The 21102-nt window shown below is 67.5% G+C and carries 14 protein-coding genes and 2 pseudogenes; 10 read left to right on the forward strand and 6 right to left on the reverse strand.

The annotated features are described in order from the left end of the window. The 3 genes from ACOZ90_RS09625 to ACOZ90_RS09635 all read right to left on the reverse strand — a co-directional run. The coding region (locus ACOZ90_RS09625) for an ArnT family glycosyltransferase (protein ID WP_422893444.1) at positions 1-1471 on the reverse strand (1471 nt) is incomplete at its 3' end. A gap of 66 nt (positions 1472-1537) precedes the next feature. After that, entirely contained in the window at positions 1538-1981 is a 444-nt protein-coding gene (locus tag ACOZ90_RS09630; protein ID WP_422893445.1) for a pilin, read from the reverse strand. A gap of 80 nt (positions 1982-2061) precedes the next feature. Beyond that, positions 2062-2508 carry a pilin gene (locus ACOZ90_RS09635; protein WP_422893446.1) on the reverse strand — a complete coding sequence of 149 codons (447 nt, stop codon included), beginning with the start codon at positions 2506-2508 and terminating at the stop codon, positions 2062-2064. Positions 2509-2904: 396 nt separating this feature from the next. Here ACOZ90_RS09635 and ACOZ90_RS09640 point away from each other — a divergent pair, with 396 nt between their 5' ends. Beyond that, positions 2905-4596, forward strand: coding sequence for a hypothetical protein (locus tag ACOZ90_RS09640; protein ID WP_422893447.1), 1692 nt, complete (start codon positions 2905-2907; stop codon positions 4594-4596). A gap of 22 nt (positions 4597-4618) precedes the next feature. On the opposite strand, the gene ACOZ90_RS09645 is transcribed toward ACOZ90_RS09640, so the two are convergent. The 3 genes from ACOZ90_RS09645 to ACOZ90_RS09655 all read right to left on the reverse strand — a co-directional run bounded on the left by ACOZ90_RS09645 (position 4619) and on the right by ACOZ90_RS09655 (position 5949). Beyond that, a complete protein-coding gene (locus tag ACOZ90_RS09645) occupies positions 4619-4948 on the reverse strand; it encodes a helix-turn-helix domain-containing protein (RefSeq protein ID WP_422893448.1) in 330 nt (109 codons plus the stop codon). A gap of 5 nt (positions 4949-4953) precedes the next feature. After that, positions 4954-5319, reverse strand: coding sequence for a type II toxin-antitoxin system RelE/ParE family toxin (locus ACOZ90_RS09650; protein ID WP_422893449.1), 366 nt, complete (start codon positions 5317-5319; stop codon positions 4954-4956). A 162-nt stretch (positions 5320-5481) separates the two neighbouring features. After that, positions 5482-5949 (reverse strand): RDD family protein, encoded by a 468-nt coding sequence (locus ACOZ90_RS09655; RefSeq protein ID WP_422893450.1) that lies wholly within the window; start codon positions 5947-5949, stop codon positions 5482-5484. A 37-nt stretch (positions 5950-5986) separates the two neighbouring features. On the opposite strand from ACOZ90_RS09655, the gene ACOZ90_RS09660 reads away from it, so the two are divergent. The 9 genes and pseudogenes from ACOZ90_RS09660 (at position 5987) to gspE (ending at position 21096) form a co-directional block, all read left to right on the forward strand. Continuing rightward, complete coding sequence (locus tag ACOZ90_RS09660; protein WP_422893451.1) at positions 5987-7021, forward strand: site-specific tyrosine recombinase XerD; 1035 nt, start codon at positions 5987-5989, stop codon at positions 7019-7021. Positions 7022-7106: 85 nt separating this feature from the next. Further along, on the forward strand, positions 7107-7388 hold the full coding sequence (locus ACOZ90_RS09665; RefSeq protein ID WP_422893452.1) for a type II toxin-antitoxin system RelE/ParE family toxin: 282 nt from the start codon (positions 7107-7109) through the stop codon (positions 7386-7388). 12 nt (positions 7389-7400) lie between these two features. Then, complete coding sequence (locus ACOZ90_RS09670; protein WP_422893453.1) at positions 7401-7697, forward strand: HigA family addiction module antitoxin; 297 nt, start codon at positions 7401-7403, stop codon at positions 7695-7697. A gap of 94 nt (positions 7698-7791) precedes the next feature. Next, the gene (locus ACOZ90_RS09675; RefSeq protein WP_422893454.1) at positions 7792-8598 is read left to right on the forward strand and encodes a DsbC family protein; all 807 of its coding nucleotides are present in this window, start codon (positions 7792-7794) and stop codon (positions 8596-8598) included. Positions 8599-8657: 59 nt separating this feature from the next. After that, on the forward strand, positions 8658-12545 hold the full coding sequence (gene purL / locus ACOZ90_RS09680) for a phosphoribosylformylglycinamidine synthase (protein WP_422893455.1): 3888 nt from the start codon (positions 8658-8660) through the stop codon (positions 12543-12545). 557 nt (positions 12546-13102) lie between these two features. Beyond that, positions 13103-16879, forward strand: a complete 3777-nt coding sequence (locus ACOZ90_RS09685; protein ID WP_479724354.1) for an ESPR-type extended signal peptide-containing protein — start codon at positions 13103-13105, stop codon at positions 16877-16879. 98 nt (positions 16880-16977) lie between these two features. After that, positions 16978-18846, forward strand: a pseudogene (locus ACOZ90_RS09695) (S8 family serine peptidase); the annotation flags it as partial. Between the two features lie 108 nt (positions 18847-18954). Next, positions 18955-19191: pseudogene (locus ACOZ90_RS09700) on the forward strand (PPC domain-containing protein); the annotation flags it as partial. A 228-nt stretch (positions 19192-19419) separates the two neighbouring features. Continuing rightward, entirely contained in the window at positions 19420-21096 is a 1677-nt protein-coding gene (gene gspE / locus ACOZ90_RS09705; protein WP_422893665.1) for a type II secretion system ATPase GspE, read from the forward strand. The last annotated feature ends 6 nt before the right edge of the window (positions 21097-21102 follow it).

Genomic DNA, 21102 nt, shown 5'->3' on the forward strand with positions numbered 1-21102 from the left:
CTGTCCATCTGCTTCTTAAGGACTGGAACCGGGCGCCCAATGGTCCGCTTTTGGGAATCGACATTTGGCCAACAGGATTGGATAGCACTCCCCTGTTATCCAAGGTGGTCAGAAGCGACGCCATCGTTTGGGCGCCGATTGTGATGTGCATATAGGGCTGTTGCTGAAGCTCCGGGGCGATCTTAACTGGATAGTAAGGTTGTGAGTCCCAGCGCTCCGAATTAGAGTGCCAATCAGCAGAGATGATGAAGATAGTGCTCTGCACGATGAGGGCGCACAGCACGGCAATCCGCCCGGCCGACGCACCCAAGACTAGGTGAGCCCAGCGAGCAGCTAGGATGCCGAAGACCAGCAGGAGCGGGATCGCGTAGCGACCGTTGCCGCTGGTTGCCAGCCATAGGAAATAGCTGGCCGTGCAAAAAACCAATAGATTTGCGTCTATTGGGGTAAAGTCGGCTTCGCCCCAAGGTCGGGGTTTATTTCGTCGTATATTGCGAATACCGTAGGCTGCGGCTGCGCCGAGTCCGAGTGTGGCTATAAACAACACTCTGATGTCAGGAGAGAACAGTTCCGTATAAATATATGCGCGAGGCCAGGCCATGTCGTATGGTCGCGACAGCCACTCGCTTAGATTTTCTGGAATAAATCGCGTAGCTGCTAAGGGCTCATATGGTGCATAAGGCGAATGAAATATGTGGTTGAAGAGTGGAAACAGTGGACTTCCAAACTCATTCCATAGTATGAGGCTGTACCAGCCCATGCCGACAACAATTGCTGCTAGGCCGCCCGCGGCATAGGAAAATATAGAGAGCCAGCGTAGCTGCCCACTTGCACATTGCCATATAGCCATGCAGGCGAGCGCGATAACGAATACCGCATTGTTCTGTTTAATTGAAAAGGCAACGCCGATAGCTGCGGCGGACGAGATGCACCAAAGGTGCGCGCGTGTGCGATGTGGAGCTTCCAGTGCCATCCAGAGGCCGGCTACCACGAAGGAGGACGCCGTTGGATCAATTGACGAGGTGCCTACCGCTTGAAGGAAGGGAGGCGCAGTCAATGCCAGCATTGTGGCAAGTGCAATCCATTTGAGCGAGGCATTACCAGCAGCTACCCAGACGCGTTCGCAAATTAGCCAGATGAAGATTCCGTTAATGGCATGAAGAAGCGCGAAAGTGAGGCCGATTGACCATGAGGGCCAATCAGCTGAAACCATGGTGTAGAATGGAATATAGCCGAGCGGGTTTTGATAAATTTGGGGGCCCGCACCGAACAGGTCTGCTGATATACGGTTATTAAGCCATGCGTGCGGGATATAGAGATGGTGGTTGAGGACATCCCATGACAACTCTTTCCCTGCAATCCAGGTCCAAATAATAGTCAGCACCAGAAGAGTGAGCCAAGCCCATGGACGGTAGCGGCGCAGCTTCGCCTGTGATCGATACGGTGTTTTGTCCAGTTGCCCCGCAGGCATCCTTACTCTCCGTGACCATGCGGTGGTCATAGTTTCCCAGCGGCTCCATTGGCCTCAGCATAGTCTTTAATTGCGGCACGTGGCTGGTAGATGTTTGCCGCGGATGTCTGGGCTGTCGCACGACCAGCTGCGCACGTTGGACAAGACGCTCAAGGACGTAGTCTGATGGGTGTCTGCATAAGGCGATAGCCGGACGATTCCGGTTGCGCCAGGCACCAGCGACTGAATTGCAATTACACCGCTATCGTTGGTCGTAATGGTTCCCACATAGTTCGACACTTGGCCGGACGTGACTTCGCAGCCCCACGCGTTGGAAGACGGGAGAGTTGCCTCGCTCTGCGCTACTTCGCTGACCCGGTCTCTGCATACGGAGCCCGCGAGAATTACTTCGGAGATTCGTGCCCTGATCGCATAGTCCCGATAAGCTGGGAGGGCGACCGTTGCAAGTAAGGCAATGATTGCGACTACGAGCATCAGTTCGATTAACGTAAATCCACGCGACCCCTTCATGAATTCATCGCCTTCGAAAGCGTGCCGGGGGCTTCCAAAGAAGCCCCCGGCGGATGATTAGCTACTGTTGTTGACAGCAATCAGCCACGACAAGTGCTCGGAAGGAACTTGTCGTCGATGTTTGCGCTGTCGCAAACCCAGCGGCCTACGCCACTACCCGCGCTGATAGCAGTGGTTCCGGTCGCGCCTGCATACGGAGTCAGAGTGACCTCGCCAGTAGCATTCGGAACAGTTGACTGGACCGAGATTACCCCGGTGGCGCTCGTCTGGACGGTGCCGACATACTGCGAAGCATTGCCAGTGGTGACTTCACAGCCGTAACCGTTAGCACCCGGAAGGCTAGCGGCCGACTGAGCCGTTTCAGTGACGGCTGTGCGGCATTGCGATGCCGCCAGAATCACTTCGGAAACCCGTGCACGGGTGGTGTAATCCTGATACGCCGGCAGCGCAATCGCCGCCAGAATGGCAATGATCGCCACAACGATCATCAGCTCGATCAGGGTAAAGCCCTGTTGCATCTTCTTCATGGTGTATCCCCTAGGAGTGATTGGAACATCACGTGCCGCGAGGCCGGCTGGTGCCGGGTCCCTGGGCAGCCGTGCGACGTTGCACGTGCAGGATCATATACGCAGGAGGCGTGCCAAAGCGGGCATTGTGGGGTGCGTCATGCGGGGCCCTTGGGGCGGGTCACAGATAAGTCGCCATGAAAGGGTTGCGGACTGACGCGAAGTGTCACTTCATTGCCAAAAGTGACAAGTTTTGGATCTGGGGTTTACCCGAGGTCGGCCGGAGTGTGACGTTGGTCCGTAGGGCTGTCCAGCCAGCCGTCCCGCCGTTTGAACGCGCAGGTAGGGAAGACCCCAGTTACCGGCGGCCTGCCCACGCGGGTACGGTGCCCGTACCCCCACGCGAGGCGCCACGCCATGACCGGAATCGACGTTCTGAACCCTTCCGTCCTGCCCATGGAGTTCAGGGCGCCCATGGAGGCCGGCGGGTCGCCGGTGGAGGCTGCCCCGCAGACGAAGCTCGAAGAGGGCCAGGCGCTGGCGGAGCAGCTGCAGGATCCCGAGGTCATCAACGATCCGGCGGCGGTGGAGGCGTTTTTCGAGGAGAACGCGGAGCAGCTGCAGGATCCGGATGTGGCGGCCGGTTTCATCCAGTCATTCGAGCCCGACTGGCTGCAGACGATCGTCGGCCAGTTCCCGCATGCCAGCGCGGAGCAGCAGGTGGCCTTTGTCGAGCACCTGTCGGACGCGCTGGGCGCGGCTTCCCACAGCGACCAGCTTTCCGCCGAGTGGGTGGACGGCCTGTTCAGCGGCGCCGCGGAGCACACGCAAACGCGCTGGGCGGTGGGCCAGCTGATGCGCAGCGGCGATTTCTCCACCGGGTTCCTCACCCAGGCGATGCGCGAGGTGGTGGTCAACGGCGATGCGTACGGGCCGGTGACCTGGTCGCTGGGCGGTTCGTCCTACGCAGACAACGGGCTGGGCTGGATCATGGACGCGGTGGCGCGCAATCCGGAGGCCGCGGCGCTGACCACGGCAGCCTTTGCCGGCGAGCTGATGGACAACCCCAACGTCAGCGACGCGGATGTGGCGCGGGTGTTCGAGGTGGGGACGGTGGACTATCGCACCACCGACCCGGGCATGGCCGAGTACGCGGCCCGCCAGGTGATCGGGGAGGTGGATGCGCGCGAGGGCAAGCTGCCGCCCGGCTACGACGACGCCATGGCGGCGATCGCCACCGAATATTTCGACGATATCGCCTACGCGGCCAACAGCCCGGTGGATATCCCGCTGGACCAGCAGGATACCGTGCGCGACGGCATCGAGATGCCGTTCTCGGCCGCCCACCACCTGCTGTATGCGGCCGGCGGCGCCAGCCCGGATGCGCTGGGCGAACTGATGGTGGCGATGGGCGAGTGGCAGGACGGGCTGCTGGCTGAATATGGCGGCGATCCCAACCTGTCGTCGGCGTACGGGCGTGAGCTGGGCGCGATGGAGGCGATGCTGAGCGGGTCCATCGCCAGCCGGCTGATCGATGACGGCAAGGCGGCCGACGCGGACAACGCGGCGGCGCGCGAGGGCCTGGGCATCCTGCTCAACGCCATCGAGACCAAGGGCTCCTCGCTGACGGGGGCGGCCAAGAGCGCGGTGAAGGAGCTGATCACCGATGCGCTGATTCCCAAGTCCGACGAGCAGGCGCAGGCGCGGGCGGACTACGTGGACGAGGTGGTGGCCCACCGCCGCGACGCCTTCCGCGATGCGGCCAACTACCTGCTGGTGAACCCCTCCAACCTGGAGGCCTACACCCTGGGCCAGAACCCGCCGGTGACGGTGGACATCAGCCCGGCGGCCACGATCCAGGCCTACGAACAGCGGCTGATGGCCGAGTATGCGGAAATGGGCAACTGGGGCTTCACCGTGGACGCCGACTTCACCGTGCCCGACGGCAACGGTGGCCTGCAGATCATGCCCCTGGAAGACATGTCCGCCGCCCAGCGCGGCGCCTACGTGGAATGGATCAGCACGCCCGAGGTCCAGCAGGTCCTCCTGCAGCAGGTGGACTCCCAGAACCAGGCCCACGATGACGTGCCGTTCGGGATGGGTGATTGATTGGGGAAGTTGTACTCGGGCTTCATGGACCGGGATCGGCAAGATCCCGCAGCGTCTTGATTTTTACCGGCTGCCGGTTGGGGAAGCGGGCGACCAGGTCAAGCTCGCCGCCCATCGCGCGGACATATTCCTGCAGCGTTGACAGCAGCATGTCGGTCCGGCTCTCGTACCGGGAGACGGTGTCCTGACCCACCTTGAGCATCTTTGCAACCTGGACCTGCGTGCGGTTCATGGCCTTGCGCAGGTCCCGCAGGGAAAGCTCTTCAGCAATGAGCTCCTCCGCCCGCGAATCAATACGTGCCCGCCGCTCTTTCGGAAGCCGTGCGATTTTCTGCTCGAGTGAGGTGCCCATGGTTGCTATTTCCTTTTACGTGAAGCCAGTTGCGCCAGGTGGTTGTCGAATCGTTGATCAGCGGTGCTGATGAGCTTTCTGTAAAACAGCTTCTCGCTACCCCCGGACTTGTCGCCCGCAACGAGCAAAATTCCGCGGCGAAGCGGGTCGAACGCGAACGCGATACGCCAGACGCCGTTGTCGGCGTTGAAGCGCAGTTCCTTCATGTTGTGATGTCGCGATCCTTTCAGCGTGTCCACGCGCGGGCGCTTGGCAGTTGGACCGAAGCGCTCGATCACGCGTGCCTGCGCCAGGATTTCGTCCTGAACGACTTCCGGGAGTAGATCGAACTCCGGTTCGAACTCCTCAGCAAATTCGACGATCCATGTCATGCCGTGATAATGCTCTGCAAGGCATATGGTGTCAAGATCATGTTTTCGGCCGGGAGGACCACTTGCCGGTACGCAAGGGCGAGGAGGTGATCGGCACTACCGTGGAGACCGAAACGATGCTTGCAGACAATTGGCGCCTGCTTCTCAACCGTCACGGGGAAGTCAGCGTTTGGGCACCCGGACCAGGCGGGTGCCGCTGGCGCGGTCGTGCCAGGTGAGGCGGTCGCGGTCGAGCCAGGCCCAGAAGAAACCCAGGCCGGCCAGCAGCAGCGAGGCGGTGCCCACTGCGTAGCGGATCCACACCGAGTGCCAGGAGGGCGCGCTGCCGGGGTCTTCGGCATTCACCAGGCGCAGCCGCCACGGCCGCATGCCCAGGCTCTGCCCGCCGCGCCGCCAGCTGACGGTCATGTACAGCCCGCCTGCCACCCAGCAGGCGATCCACAGCAGCCAGCCGAGCAGGGTGAACGGCTGGATGTATTCGCGGGCGTCGTGGCCGGCCAGGGTGTAGGCCAGGTTGAACAGGAACGACAGCAGGAACCACAGCGCCAGCACCGGCCACATGTCGTAGAAGATCGAGAGGAAGCGCCAGGCGAGGTGGGCGCGGGGCTTGGCGGGTGCGTCGGATTCCATCGCGCAAGGATATAGGCCGCGGGGTATCGTTTCCGCCATGTCCAGCACGACGCCCGCCGACCGCCGCCAGGCCGCCATGCAATTGCCACCCCTGCGCGACGAGGATGCGCGGGCGATCGACGGTTTCCTGGACGCCATCTGGGCCGAGCGCGGACTGGCGCGGCAGACGCTGGACAGCTACCGGCGTGACCTGTCGATGCTGGCGCGCTGGCGCGAGGGCCGCGGCGGCGGGCTGGCGGGGGCGGACCGGCAGGGGCTGCATGATTACCTGGCCTGGCGCACGCGTGGCGGGTATTCGGCGCGCAGCAATGCGCGGCTGCTGTCGGCGCTGCGGGCGTTCTATGCGCACCTGGTGCAGCGCGGGGCGCGCAAGGACGATCCGACGGCGCTGATCGAGGCGCCCAGGCTGGGCAGGCTGCTGCCCAAGGCGCTCACGGAGAGCCAGGTGGAAGCGCTGCTGGCGGCCCCGGACGACGCCACGCCCGAAGGCCTGCGCGACCGGGCGATGCTGGAGCTGATGTACGCCTGCGGCCTGCGCGTGAGCGAGCTGGTGAACCTGCCGGCCAACGGCGTGAACCTGCGCCAGGGCGTGCTGCGGGTGACCGGCAAGGGCGGCAAGGAGCGGCTGGTGCCGCTGGGCGAGGAGGCCCGGCACTGGCTGGAGCGGTATCTGGACGAGGCGCGTCCGGTGCTGGCGGGTGGGGAACCGGCCGGGCGGGGCAGCCGGGGGGGCAAGCGCGGACGGGGGGCAGGTGGTACGCGCGCTGCAGATCCGGCGCTGTCGGGTACGGCCGCGCCGTTGTTCCTCGGCGCCGGCCAGGCGGCGCCGACCCGGCAGGCGTTCTGGGCCTGGGTGAAGCGATACGCGGCGGTGGCCGGGATCGACCCGGCGCGGGTGAGCCCGCACGGCCTGCGCCACAGCTTCGCCACCCACCTGCTCAACCACGGCGCCGACCTGCGCGCGCTGCAGATGCTGCTGGGCCACAGCTCCCTCTCCACCACCCAGATCTACACGCTGGTCGCCCGCGAGAAACTCAAGCAGCTCCACGCCCACCACCACCCCCGCGCCTGACCCCGGCTTGGCGTCAGGAGCGCGCATGGCGCGCTCCTGCATAGGGATGCTTGACGATACTAACGTGCCGCGTTAGTGTTTGGCCATGGCCATCCAGTCGTTCCGGTGTAAGGACACACAGGCGATGTTCGAGGGGCGACGGACTCGCCGTTTCGTGAACATCGAAACCGTGGCGATGCGGAAATTGGCGATGCTTCATCGCGCAGCCGCCCTCGACGACCTGCGGGTGCCGCCCAACAATCGCCTGGAGGCGCTGCAGGGTGATCGGGCGGGGCAGCACAGTATCCGGGTGAACCGGCAATGGCGGGTGTGTTTCGTCTGGCTATCCGCCGGTCCCGCGAACGTCGAGATCGTCGACTACCACTGAGGAGAGATCACCATGCGAAAGATTCCCTGGCCGCATCCGGGTGAGATCCTGATGCACGAGTTCCTGGAGCCGATGGGCATTACCCAGTACCGGCTTGCCAAGGAGATCGGCGTGCCGCAAAGGCGGATCGGGGAGATCGTGGCGGGGAAGAGGGCGGTGACGGTGGACACCGGGTTGCGCCTGTCCCGTTTCTTCGGCATGTCCGAGGGCTTCTGGACCGGTTTGCAGCTGGATTACGACGCGGCGAAGGCCAGGGATGCGCTGGCTGCGGAGCTGGAGCAGATCCGGCCGTGGAGCAAGGCGGCGTAGGGCCGACCTGCATGGGGCGGCGGCATGGTTGGGTTTGGTTGGGGCGGGGCGTGGGATAATCCATGGATTGGCCCGCCTTCGAGGTTTTCACCGCATGAAGCACCTTCTTTTTGTCCTGCTCGGCGCCTCCAGCCTGTCAGCCTGCGCGCAGGCGCCGGATCCGGAGACGGAGGGGGCGGATGCGGTGCCGGTGGCGTCGGCGCTGGAGCGGCCGGAGATCGTGGCCGAGCCGGGCAGCCCGGAGGCGCGCGCGATCGAGGCGATCCATTCGATCAACCCGAACATCCAGGTGGATGCGGTGCAGGCAGCGCCGATCGCCGGCTACCAGGAGTTGGTGGTGGCGGGCCAGGTGGTGTACGTGAGCAACGACGGCCGCTATCTGCTGCAGGGCAGCCTGTTCGACGTGGAGCAGCGCCGCGACCTGAGCCAGGACGCGCTGGCCGGGGTGCGCAGGGAATTGATGAAGCTGGCGCCGGTGGAGGACCGGATCGTGTTCGCGCCGGAGAACCCGCGCCATACGGTGGCGGTGTTCACCGACGTGGAGTGCACGTTCTGCCAGCGCCTGCACCAGGAAATCGACGAGTACAACCGGCTGGGCATCGCGGTGCAGTACCTGGCGTTCCCGCGGGCGGGGCTGCAGGGCGAGGACTACCGCAAGATGGTGTCGGTGTGGTGCGCGGAGGATCCCCGGCAGGCGATGACCGATGCCAAGAGCGGCAAGCGGGTGCCTGACAGGACCTGCGACAACCCGATTGCCGAGCAGTACGAGCTGGCCATGCGCGTGGGCCTGCAGGGCACGCCGCTGATCGTGACCGAGCAGGGCAACCAGATGCCCGGCTACGTCCCGCCCGCCGAGCTGCGCAAGGCGCTGGACGAGATGGCCGGCGCGGGCGGCCAGTAACCGGCGCGGGGCGGGGTTCCGGTACAATTGCGGGCCCTTTTTTACAGTGTCTGCCGGACATGATCGTCCTCGAGGGCCAGCCGGCCCTGTCGCCTTTCAGGCTTGAGCGCCTCCAGGCCCGCCTGCAGCAGTTTTCCTCGTCGCCCCGGGTGCTCGGGGCCTGGCATGTTTACTGGATCGAGCCCGAGCCGGGCGTCCGGCCCGATGCGGATGCGCTGAGGCGGATCCTGCAGGCCGGCACCGGCGCCGCGCCGCGTGCGGAAGGCGCGGCCTCGCGCTACGTGGCACCGCGGCTGGGCACCATTTCCCCGTGGGCGAGCAAGGCCGGCGAGCTGCTGCGCGGTGCCGGCCTGGCGCTGAAGCGGGTGGAGCGCGGTACCCGGCTGGATATCGAAGGCTGGCCGGAAGATGCGGCCGAGGCCGCGGCGCTGGGGCGCCTGCTGCACGATCCGATGACCCAGTCGCTGCTGTCGGCGCGCGAGGATGCGGGCGAGCTGTTCCGCACCCCGGGCCGCAGCGCCCTGGAGCGGGTGCCGCTGGCCGGGCTGGACGAAGCCAACGCGCGCCTGGGCCTGGCCCTGGCCGGGGACGAGATCGACTACCTGCGCGAGCGCTTCGGTGCGCTCGGCCGCGACCCGTCCGACGTCGAGCTGATGATGTTCGCCCAGGCGAACTCCGAGCACTGCCGGCACAAGATCTTCAACGCCAGCTGGACGGTGGACGGCGAGGACAAGCCGCGCTCGCTGTTCGGCATGATCCGCAACACCCATGCGGCCACCCCCGCGCACACGCTGTCGGCGTACAGCGACAACGCGGCGGTGGTGGCGGGCTTCGAGGGCCGGCGCTTCCGCCCGGATCCGGCCACGGCCGAGTACCGCGCCGAGCCTGTGGCCGAGACCGCGTTCTGCATCAAGGTGGAAACCCACAACCATCCGACCGCGATTTCCCCGTATCCGGGCGCGGCCACCGGCGTGGGCGGCGAGATCCGCGACGAGGGCGCGACCGGGCGCGGCGGGCGGCCGAAGGCGGGGCTGGCCGGGTTCTCGGTCTCGCACCTGCGCATCCCCGGGCTGGAGCAGCCGTGGGAGCAGCCGCGCGCGCTGAACCCGCGCATGGCGCCGGCGCTGGAGATCATGCTGGACGGGCCGATCGGCGCGGCGGCGTTCAACAACGAGTTCGGCCGGCCGAACCTCACCGGCTATTTCCGCAGCTTCGAGCTGCCGGTGCAAGACGGCTTCGCCTGGGCCTACGACAAGCCGATCATGCTGGCCGGCGGGCTGGGCGCGGTGGACCGAGGCCAGGTGGAAAAGAAGAAGCTGCGGCCGGGCGACCTGGTGATCGTGCTGGGCGGGCCGGCGATGCTGATCGGCCTGGGCGGCGGCGCGGCCAGCTCCGTGGCCGGCGGCAGCAGCGACGAGGCGCTGGATTTCGCCAGCGTGCAGCGCGACAACCCGGAGATGGAGCGGCGCTGCCAGGAGGTCATCGACCGCTGCGTGGCACTGGCCGATGACAATCCCATCCTGTCGATCCACGACGTGGGCGCGGGCGGGCTTTCCAACGCGATCCCCGAGCTGCTGCACGACTGCGGCGTGGGCGGGGTGATCGACCTGGACAAGGTGCCCAGCGATGATCCGTCGCTGTCGCCGATGCAGCTGTGGTGCAACGAGTCGCAGGAGCGCTACGTGCTGGGCATCGCGCCCGGGCGGCTGGATGAGTTCACCGCGCTGTGCGAACGCGAGCGCTGTCCGTTCGCGGTGGTGGGCACGGCGACGCGGGAGGAGCACCTGCTGGTGGGCTACGGGGTGAAGGCCGGCGTGCCTGGCGCCGATCCCGACGCGGAGCACCCGATAAATCTGCCCATGGATGTGCTGTTCGGCAAGCCGCCGAAGATGCACCGCGATACCGCACGCCCGGCGCGCGAGCGGTTCAGCGCGCTCAATACCAAGGTCATCGACCTGCACGAGGCCGGGCTGCGGGTGCTGGCGCATCCGACCGTGGCCTCCAAGAGCTTCCTGATCACCATCGGCGACCGCACCGTGGGCGGGCTGACCGCGCGCGACCAGATGGTGGGCCCGTGGCAGCTGCCGGTGGCCGACTGCGCGATCACCATGGCCGGCTTCGACGGCACCGCGGGCGAGGCGATGGCGCTGGGCGAGCGCACGCCGCTGGCGCTGATCGACGCGGCCGCGGCGTCGCGCATGGCGGTGGGTGAGGCGATCACCAACCTGCTGGCCGCGCCGGTGGAGCGCCTGGAGCGGATCAAGCTCTCGGCCAACTGGATGGCGGCGGCGGGCCACGAGGGCGAGGACGCGCGCCTGTACGACGCGGTGAAGGCGGTGGGCATGGAGCTGTGCCCGGAGCTGGAGCTGAGCATCCCGGTGGGCAAGGACTCGCTGTCGATGCAGGCGCAGTGGCAGCACGAAGGCGCGCAGCACAAGTCGGTCTCGCCGGTGTCGCCGGTGGTGACCGCGTTCGCGCCGGTGCGCGATGCGACCGCGCAGCTGACCCCGCTGCTGTCGCAGCGGATGGATTCGGAAATCTGGCTGATCGGCCTGGGCGGCGGGCGCCAGCGCCTGGGCGGCTCGGTGCTGTCGCAGTGCCACGGCGCGTTCGGCGGCGCCTGCCCGGATCTGGACGAGCCGCAGCGCCTGCGCGCGCTGTTCGAACTGGTCTGCGAGGCGCGCGAGGCGGGCCTGCTGCTGGCCTACCACGACCGCTCCGACGGCGGCGCCTTCGCCGCGCTGTGCGAGATGGCGTTCTGCTCGCGCCGCGGCCTGGACATCGACCTGGACGGCTGGGGCGAGGATCGCAGCGAGGATGTGTTCCGCACCCTGTTCAACGAGGAGCTGGGGGCGGTGGTGCAGATCGCCGACGAGCACCGCGTGGACTTCGCCGACCTGCTGGCGCGGCACGGATTGATCGAGTGCGCGCAGCGCATCGCGCGGCCGACGGTGGCTTCGTCGATCCGCGTGCTCGACGACGATGAAGTGCTGGTGGAGTGGAGCTGGGAGGAGCTGTTCGACGCCTGGTGGTCGGTGAGCCATGCGATCCAGCGGCTGCGTGACAACCCGGAATCGGCCGACGCAGAGCGCCAGGCGCGCGGGCGGTTCGATGCGCCGGGGCTGAAGCCGAAGCTGACGTTCGATCCGGCCGAAGGCCAGGCGCCCGCGGTCACCGGCGCGGCGCGGCCGCGGGTGGCGATCCTGCGCGAGCAGGGGGTGAACGGGCAGGTGGAGATGGCGGTCGGGTTCGACCAGGCCGGCTTCGCCGCCGTGGACGTGCACATGAGTGATTTGCTCAGCGGCCGGGTGGCGCTGGACGGGTTCAAGGGCGTGGTGGCCTGCGGCGGCTTCAGCTACGGCGACGTGCTGGGCGCGGGCCGCGGCTGGGCGACCTCGATCCTGGAGCATGCGGAGCTGCGTGCGGCGTTTGAAGCGTTCTTCCGCCGCGGAGACACGTTCTCGCTGGGCGTGTGCAACGGCTGCCAGATGATGGCGCAGCTGCGCGACATCATTCCCGGTGCGGGGCATTGGCCCAGCTTCCAGCGCAACCGCAGCGAGCAGTTCGAGGCGCGGCTGGCGATGCTGGAGGTGGTGGGTTCGCCTTCGGTGTTCCTGGAGGGCATGGCCGGCTCGCGGATCCCGGTGGTGATCTCGCACGGCGAGGGCCGGGCGGAGTTCGCATCGGAAGCCGACCGCGCCGCGGCCGGCGTGGCGCTGCGCTACGTGGCCGGCGATGGCGGCCCGGCGCTGTCGTATCCGGACGATCCCAACGGCTCGACCGATGCCATCGCCGGCCTGTGCAGCGAAGACGGCCGCGCCACCATCCTGATGCCGCACCCCGAGCGCACCCTGCGCTCGCTCAACTTCAGCTGGCATCCCGCCGACTGGCCCGACCAGTCGCCCTGGATGCGGATCTTCCATAACGCCCGCCGCTGGGTGGGGTGATCCCGCTGGCGGCGTGTCGGATCAGGTTCCAACACGCCCTGCCGCGTCAAAGCCATGCGTTCACCGCCGCCTGGGATCGTGCCCGGCGTCCGTTGTGCCGGGTGTCGGATCCCGGTGCCGGATTGCGTTTCGCGCAAACCGGACGTCGACTGTCACGTGACGGTCATGCTTTTTCGTGGAACAAATTGTTCAAAATTCGTGGCGGCCGCATCCGTCGTGGATCACGCGGACGCTGAAAAGCAGGTTGTTTCGCAAAGTGTGACGCTCATCGTCCTGTGAAACATCAGCGCGTAGAATTTTGACGCACTGCGGCAATGCTTGACGTTCCTCGCGACCTCCCGTAATTCTCCGGTCAGGGAAGATTCACCGAGGGGAGTTGAGTGACACGCCTGAATGTGCTGGCCGCTACGGATCGCGCCGCTCGCTGCGCGCTCCTTCCTCCCCGCCTCCTGCAAGCCCCCTGAACCCATTCGAAGCCGGACTGCACTGCCTCGGGCACGTGCGGCGGCCCCGTTTTTTTCTTCACCCGGATACGGAACGCAAAGGGACCCACTGCCATGAATCGCATCTACCGGAAGGTTTGGAACAAGTCGCTCGGCCAGCTCGTCGTGGCCTCGGAACTGGCAAGCAGTGACAGCCCCGGCGCCCGCGGCGAGGGCGGCGCAGGCGTGATGCAGCCGCGCCTGCTGGCGGTGGCGATGAGCGTGCTGCTGTTCGGCATGGCTGCACCGCTGGCCATGGCGCAGTCGGTGGAAGTGGGCGGCAACCAGCCCTGCACCATCGATACCGGTGCTTCGGAGATCGCCGAGGAATGCGCGGTTGCGGGCAGCGCCAGCGCAACCGGGGCTGATGCGGTTGCGGTTGGTGCCGGCACGAATGCGGCTGGTGACTATTCGGTTGCCATGGGGCTGGAGGCCGGGGCGCTCGGCCAGGGCAGCGTTGCCGTGGGCACCAGGTCGCAGGCGGATGGATTTGGAACGACGGCGTTGGGCTATTGGGCCACGGCAGCCGGCGAGGGTGCTACGGCGGTTGGTGATGCCAGTACCGCCCAGGGGGCCTTGGCCACGGCGGTAGGCCAGTACGCGTACACGAACGCGGACTACACGACCGCCATCGGCGGCGAGGCAAATGCAGCGGCGTTGGGCGCGACCGCCCTGGGCTACGGTGCCGCTGCCAGCGGGGAGGTAGGTACGGCAGTGGGTGCTGGCAGCATTGCCAGCGGCTTCAACAGCGTGGCGGTTGGTGGGGCGACCACGTTGGGTACGGAGGCGAGCGGGGATTTCTCGACCGCGGTGGGCGGTGAGGCGTGGGCTCCGGGCTTCAACAGCACGGCGGTGGGCAACGGGTCGATGAGCGTCGGCGCCAACAGCACGGCACTGGGCGCGGATTCGACCGCCTCGGCGGACAACTCGGTGGCACTGGGCCAGGGTTCGGTGGCCGACCGTGCCGACAGCGTGTCGGTGGGCTCGGCGGGTTCCGAACGCCAGATCACCAACGTGGCAGACGGCACCGAGGCGACGGATGCGGTGAACTTGGGCCAGCTGGAGGAGGCGACGGCGTACAACCAGTACTTCCGCGCCACCGGCGAGGGCGAGGCGTATGCGCTGGGTGAGGACGCCACTGCATCGGGTTCGGATGCCTACGCCGAAGGCGACTACAGCACGGCGACCGGCGCGGGGAGCACGGCGATCGATGCCGGGGCTTCGGCGTTCGGCAGCGGTGCATTCGCCTTTGGCGAGGGCGCCACGGCGATCGGTTTCAACACCAATGCCGATGGCGCGGGCGCCGTGGCCCTGGGCACGATGGCCCAGGGAATGGGCGAATACTCGGTGGCGCTGGGTGCAGAGAGCATGGCCGAGGGCCTGCTTGCCACGGCGACCGGCGCGCTTGCGGCCGCGACGGGCGATGGCAGCCTGGCGGTGGGCGCGATGAGCATGGCCCAGGGCGAGGAAGCGACTGCCCTGGGCTTCTGGGCCGAGGCTTCGGGCGACGTGGCGACCGCACTGGGTGCCGAGTCCATCGCCTCGGGCATCCAGTCGACGGCCGGCGGCTTCCGCAGCATCGCTTCGGCCGATGCCGCTGCGGCCTACGGCGGGTACAGCGTCGCGTCGGAGTTTGGCGCAACGGCGCTGGGCTACGGCGCGGAGGCGACCAACGGGTACGCGACCGCGGTGGGCATGGCTGCGCTGGCCGAGGGGGTTTCCAGCGTCGCGGTGGGTGAGTACAGCGAGGCGCTGGGCATCGAGAGCGTGGCCGTGGGTGGTACCGCGTTCGGGTTCGTTCCGGCGCGGGCCTCGGGTGACGGTGCCGCCGCGTTTGGCGCCGGTGCCTGGGCCACGGGTGACGAGTCGACCGCGCTGGGCTGGTTGAGCAGCGCCGACGGCGCGTATTCCACCGCGGTGGGCGCGGCGTCGTGGGCGGAGGCCGACGATTCCGTGACGCTCGGTTACGGGTCCTATGCGTCGGCGAACAACAGCGTGGCGCTGGGCTCGGGCTCGGTGGCTGATCGCGAGGACACGGTGTCGGTGGGCGAGGCGGGCGGTGAACGCCAGATCACCAACGTGGCCGCTGGTACCGAGGGCACCGATGCGGTGAACCTGGACCAGCTGGGCGCCGCCATCGCCGCGGTGGATGCCGAGGGCAACCGCTTCTTCGCCGCCACGGCCGGCGACGGCGAGGCTGGCGTGGGTGCGTCGGCCAGTGGCATCCATGCCACGGCCGGGGGCGAGCTGGCTTCCGCGGCGGGGGATTACTCCACCGCCCTGGGCAGCTCCGCGCAGGCGACCGCCGACTACAGCGTCGCGCTGGGTGCCGGCTCGGTGGCCGATCGTGACCACAGCGTGTCCGTGGGCTCGGTGGGTGCCGAGCGCCAGGTCACCAACGTGGCCGCGGGCACCGCGGACACCGATGCGGTGAACCTGGCCCAGCTCAACGTGGTGGCCGACGACGTCGCCGTCATCAACGACACCGCGGTGTTCTACGACGACGGCAGCCGCGGAACGGTGACCTTTGCCGGTGCCGATGGCACGTTGCTCACCAACCTGCAGGCCGGCGAGGTGAGCGCAGGCAGCACCGACGCCATCACCGGCGGCCAGCTGTTCGAGACCAACGAGCGGGTTGAGGTGGTCGAGGGCCGGGTGGATGACCTGGATGGCCGCATCGGCGACGTCGAGGGCGTGGCTGCCAACGCGATCGTCTATGACGACGCCTCGAGGGGTGTCGCGACGCTGGCCGGTGCCGATGGAACGGTGCTGACCAACCTGGCCGCCGGCCGCGTCAACGCGACCAGCAGCGATGCGGTCACCGGCGCGCAGCTGTACGGCTCGATGAACTCGGTTGCCACCGCGTTTGGTGGCGGCACCGTGGTCGATGCCAACGGCCGCCTGATCGGCACCGTGTATTCGGTGCAGGGCAGCTACTACGGCAACGTCGGCGAGGCGCTCGGCGCGCTCGATACCCACATCGGACTGCTGGATGACAGGCTGGCCGGGGTGGAGGTCCTGGTTGCCGAAGGACAGGCCAACAACCGGCGCGTTGTGGTGGGCGGCGACAACGATGCGGCGCTGATCAATGCCGACAGCGATGCGATCGCGGTTGGTTCGGGAGCCCAGGCGGGCGGCCGCAATGCGCTGGCGGTCGGTGATGGTGCCTACGCGCACGGCGACAACGACATCGCGATCGGCAGCAATGCCCATGTCGGCGCCGACGGCAGCACCGCGGTGGGTGCCAATGCCACGATCACGGCTGATGCCACCAATGCGGTGGCGGTGGGCGAGGGCACGAACGTGAGCGCGGCCTCCGGCACGGCGGTGGGCCAGGGTGCCTCGGTCACCGCGGAAGGCGCGGTTGCGCTGGGCCAGGGGTCGGTTGCCGACCGTGCCAACACCGTATCGGTGGGCAGCGCGGGCAGCGAACGGCAGATTGCCAACGTGGCCGCGGGTACCGCGGACACCGATGCAGCCAACGTCGGCCAGGTCAACACCGCATCGGCGCAGACGCTGTCGTCCGCCAACGCCTACACCGACCAGAAGTTCGCGGTCTGGAACGACAACTTCGATTCCTTCCGCGGTGATGTCGAGCGCCGGTTCCACGACGTGGATCGCCGCATGGACCGCCAGGGCGCCATGAGCGCGGCAATGCTGAACATGGCCACCAGCGCCGCCGGCCTGCGCACCCAGAACCGGGTGGGCGTGGGCGTCGGGTTCCAGGGTGGCGAAAGCGCGCTCTCGATCGGTTACCAGCGCGCGATCAGCGAGCGCGCAACGGTCACCTTCGGCGGTGCCTTCAGCGGAGACGAGTCCTCGGTTGGCGTGGGCGCGGGCTTTGGCTGGTGAGTGAATGCGCAGGCCGGGCCGCTGCGGGGGGGCAGCGGTTCCGGCAGGCGAGGTTTGGAACGCAGTAAGAACCCAGGTTGTTTCCCAAGGAGAGAGAAATGAAACACAAGTCCCTGTTGTGCCTCGCCGTTGCCGCGGCGATCGGAATGTCTGCCGCGCACGCGGCGGGCCCGGAGCTGAAGATCGGGCAATCCCGCATCGACCAGCCCGCCGCCGCCCCCGCTGGAGACCGGGTGATCGTCAAGTACCGCAGCGGCACGCTGGCAGCGTCCAGCAGCGCGGCCAAGGCCAGGGTGTTCGAGTCCGCCGCGACGCGCTCGGGCGCGGCCCGGATGGCCCCGCGTGGTACGCGCGTCTCGGCGACGATCGATCGCCGGATGGGCATCGGTGCGGATGTGATGCGCCTGAACCAGAAGCTCGATCGCGCTTCGCTCGACCGGCTGGTCCGCGAGCTGGAGGCCGACCCGGCGGTGGAATATGCAGTGGTCAACGACCGCGACTTCGCGCTGCGCCCCACGGAGCGGCTGCAGGCGCAGGCGAGCTTTACCCCCGATGACACCTTCTTCTCCGTGTACCAGTGGAACTTCCGCACCGACAATCCGGGCGGCATCGACGCGGAAAGCGCGTGGGATGTGTCCACCGGTGAAGGCGTGGTGGTGGCGGTGCTCGACACCGGCATCCTGCCCGACCACCCCGACATGAATGCCGGCCAGCTTCTTGAAGGCTATGACTTCATCACCGATCCGTGGATGTCGCGGCGTGACACCGCCGACCGCATCCCGGGCGCGCTGGACATGGGCGACTGGAACCCGGTGGCGGATGAATGCTACGCCGGCTCACCGGCACAGGAAAGTTCCTGGCACGGTACCCACGTGGCCGGCACGGTGGCGGAAACCACCAACAACGCGCTCGGTGCCGCCGGCCTTGCCCACGGTGCAAAGGTGCTGCCGGTGCGCGTGCTCGGTCGCTGCGGCGGCATGTTGGGCGACATTGCCGATGCGATCGTCTGGGCGTCGGGCGGCGACGTCCCGGGCGTGCCGGCGAACGAGAACCCGGCGGAGGTGATCAACCTCAGCCTGGGTGGCGGTTCGGCCTGTAATGCGGTCTACCAGGACGCGATCGACATCGCCGTGGCCAACGGCAGCACCGTGGTGGTGGCGGCGGGCAACAGCAACGCCAACGCCGCGAACGCGCGCCCGGCCAGCTGCAACAACGTGATCGCCGTGGGCGCGACCCGCATCACCGGCGGCAAGGCCTCCTACTCCAACTGGGGCAGCGTGATCGACCTGTCCGCCCCCGGCGGCGGCGGCAGCGCCGACCCGGGCAATGGCGGCTGGGACGGCTACATCATCCAGGCGGGCTCGGATGCGGCAACCACGCCGGATTCGGGCGACTATCTGTACACCGGCTACATCGGGACCTCGATGGCTGCCCCGCACGTGGCGGCGGTCGTGGCCCTGGTGCAGAGCGCGCTGGTGGAGGCCGAGCGCGATCCGCTGTCGCCGGCCGACATGGAAGCCCTGCTCAAGAGCTCGGCGCGGGCGTTCCCGGTGTCGATCCCCAGCAACACGCCGATGGGCGCGGGCATTGTCGATCCGGCCCAGGCACTCGCCGACGCCCTGGTTGAACCGTGCAACCCGGACGAGGAAATCTGCGAGCCGGACGCCACGATGCTGGTGAACAAGGTGCCGGTGCGCGGCCTGTCCGGCACCGCCGGCAGCGAGGTGCTGTATGCCATCGAGGTTCCGGCCGGCGTGAGCGGTCCGCTGAGCATCACCACCAGCGGCGGCAGCGGCAACGTGTCGATGTTCGTGAGCCTGGATGAAGAGCCCAGCGAGGATGCGTCCGACTGGCGCTCGACCCGTCCCGGCAACAACGAGGTGGTCCGGATCAACAACCCGGGCGCGGGCATCTACTACATCAAGCTGGCCGGCGAGCGTGCCTACAGCAACGTGACGCTGCAGGCGCGTTTCGAAGCGCCGGAGAACGGCGGTGAGCCCGGCGGCAATGAGCTGGAGAACGGAGTGCCGGTGACCGGCATTTCCGGTGATGCCCAGAGCCAGCAGTACTGGACCATCGAAGTGCCGGCCGGCACTGCTTCGCTGAGCGTGGCGATGGCCGGTGGCACCGGTGACGCGGATCTGTACGTGCGCCACGGCGCCCAGCCGACCACTGGCGAGTACGACTGCCGTCCGTACCAGGTGGGCAACAACGAGACCTGCACGATCCCCGGACCGGCGGCGGGGACCTGGCACGTCATGATCCGGGGCTTCTCGGCCTTCTCCGGCGTGAGCCTGACCGGCAGCTACTGAGTGCCGGCAGCCGTTCCCGGCTTCGGCCGGGAGCGGCGTGGATCCATTCGAGCCCCGGTCCGTCCGGGGCTCATTCTTTTTTGTGTGCCGCGCCGGATCCCGGCGCAGCACATCGTTGTAAAGTGCCCCAATGAGCCAGCGGAACCCGAGAACGTGAATCCGGCCCCTGAAACCGCGCAGGTTTCACCCGACGCCCCCGGGACAGCACCCGTCACCGCCGAGGAGCGCGTGATTGCCGCCCTGGTGGACAAGGGCAAACTGAAGGAACCCGACCTGCTTCGCGCCCGGCGCCTGCACGCCGAGGCCGGCGGCAGCCTGCTGGGCCTGCTCGGGCGGCTGGGGCTGGTGTCCGAGCGCGATCACGCCGAAACCTGCGCCGGGGTGCTGGGCCTGCGCCTGCTGTCGGGCAAGCAGGTGCCGGATGATCCGCCGGAGCTGGTGGAGGGTGCGCAGCCGCTGTCGGCGCGCTTCCTGCGCCAGTTCCACCTGTGCCCGCTGGGCGAGTCGGGCGGGCGGCTGATGGTGTGGATGGCCGATCCGTTCGAGGAGTACGCGTGTGAAGCCGTGCAGCTGGCCACCGGGGTGCCGGTGCTGCCGCTGGTGGGCCTGCGCTCGGAGATCGACGACCTGGTCGAGCGCTGGCATGGCCAGGGCCGCAGCGCGATGGGCGCGATCGTGGAGTCGGCCGACGGCGAGGCCGGCGACCTGGACGACGTGGAGCACCTGCGCGACCTGGCCAGCGAGGCGCCGGTGATCCGGCTGGTGAACCTGGTGATCCAGCGCGCGGTGGAGCTGCGCGCGTCCGACATCCATATCGAGCCGTTCGAGAACCGGCTCAAGGTGCGCTATCGCGTCGATGGCGTGCTGACCGAGGGCGAGAGCCCGCCGGCCAACCTGACCGCGGCGGTGATCAGCCGGGTCAAGATCATGGCCAAGCTCAACATCGCCGAGCGCCGGCTGCCGCAGGACGGGCGGATCATGCTGCGGGTGCAGGGCAAGGAGCTGGATCTGCGCGTGAGCACGGTGCCCACCGCGCACGGCGAGAGCGTGGTGATGCGCCTGCTTGACCGCGAGACGGTGGTGTTTGATTTCGAGCGGCTGGGGTTCACGAATGAATTCCTGCCGCAGTTCCAGAAGGTGCTGGAGCAGCCGCACGGGATCCTGCTGGTGACCGGGCCGACCGGCTCGGGCAAGACCACGACGCTGTATACGGCCCTGTCCAAGCTCAATACGCCCGACGTGAAGATCATCACCGTCGAGGATCCGGTGGAGTACCAGATCGAGGGCATCAACCAGATCCAGGCCAAGCCGCAGATCGGCCTGGACTTTGCCAACGCGCTGCGCTCGATCGTGCGCCAGGATCCGGACATCATCATGATCGGCGAGATGCGCGACCTGGAGACCGCGCGCATCGCGATCCAGTCCGCGCTCACCGGCCACCTGGTGCTCAGCACCCTGCACACCAACAACGCCGCCGGCGGCATCACCCGCATGCTGGACATGGGCGTGGAGGACTACCTGCTCACCTCCACCATCAACGGCATCCTCGCCCAGCGCCTGGTGCGCCGGCTCGAGCCCAGCCACGCCGAGCGCTACCCGGCCTCGCCGGAGGAGATCGAGAAGTTCGGCCTGCGCAGGTTCCAGCCGCAGGGCGAGATCTTCCTGTATCGCCCGCGGCCGTCGGAGATGTCGTCCACCGGTTATCTCGGCCGGACCACGATCATGGAGTTCCTGGTCATGAACGACGAGCTGCGCCGGGCGGTGATGCGCCACGCCGGCATGGGCGAGATCGAGCAGATCGCCCGCCAGCACGGGATGCGCACCATGTACGAGGACGGCATCGCCAAGGCCCTGGCTGGCGTGACCACCATCGAAGAGGTGCTGCGGGTGACGGAGGACGCGTGAGGGCCC

This window comes from Luteimonas dalianensis, from assembly GCF_049339425.1.
In the GTDB taxonomy this organism is placed as follows: Bacteria; Pseudomonadota; Gammaproteobacteria; order Xanthomonadales; family Xanthomonadaceae; genus Luteimonas; species Luteimonas dalianensis.

What these genes read in the sequence shown, in the direction of transcription:
- ACOZ90_RS09630 (WP_422893445.1), bottom strand. Translation starts at nt 1,981, where the DNA reads ATGAAGGGGTCGCGTGGATTTACGTTAATCGAACTGATGCTCGTAGTC.
- ACOZ90_RS09635 (WP_422893446.1), bottom strand. Translation starts at nt 2,508, where the DNA reads ATGAAGAAGATGCAACAGGGCTTTACCCTGATCGAGCTGATGATCGTT.
- ACOZ90_RS09640 (WP_422893447.1), top strand. Translation starts at nt 2,905, where the DNA reads ATGACCGGAATCGACGTTCTGAACCCTTCCGTCCTGCCCATGGAGTTC.
- ACOZ90_RS09645 (WP_422893448.1), bottom strand. Translation starts at nt 4,948, where the DNA reads ATGGGCACCTCACTCGAGCAGAAAATCGCACGGCTTCCGAAAGAGCGG.
- ACOZ90_RS09650 (WP_422893449.1), bottom strand. Translation starts at nt 5,319, where the DNA reads ATGACATGGATCGTCGAATTTGCTGAGGAGTTCGAACCGGAGTTCGAT.
- ACOZ90_RS09655 (WP_422893450.1), bottom strand. Translation starts at nt 5,949, where the DNA reads ATGGAATCCGACGCACCCGCCAAGCCCCGCGCCCACCTCGCCTGGCGC.
- ACOZ90_RS09660 (WP_422893451.1), top strand. Translation starts at nt 5,987, where the DNA reads ATGTCCAGCACGACGCCCGCCGACCGCCGCCAGGCCGCCATGCAATTG.
- ACOZ90_RS09665 (WP_422893452.1), top strand. Translation starts at nt 7,107, where the DNA reads ATGGCCATCCAGTCGTTCCGGTGTAAGGACACACAGGCGATGTTCGAG.
- ACOZ90_RS09670 (WP_422893453.1), top strand. Translation starts at nt 7,401, where the DNA reads ATGCGAAAGATTCCCTGGCCGCATCCGGGTGAGATCCTGATGCACGAG.
- ACOZ90_RS09675 (WP_422893454.1), top strand. Translation starts at nt 7,792, where the DNA reads ATGAAGCACCTTCTTTTTGTCCTGCTCGGCGCCTCCAGCCTGTCAGCC.
- purL (WP_422893455.1), top strand. Translation starts at nt 8,658, where the DNA reads ATGATCGTCCTCGAGGGCCAGCCGGCCCTGTCGCCTTTCAGGCTTGAG.
- ACOZ90_RS09685 (WP_479724354.1), top strand. Translation starts at nt 13,103, where the DNA reads ATGAATCGCATCTACCGGAAGGTTTGGAACAAGTCGCTCGGCCAGCTC.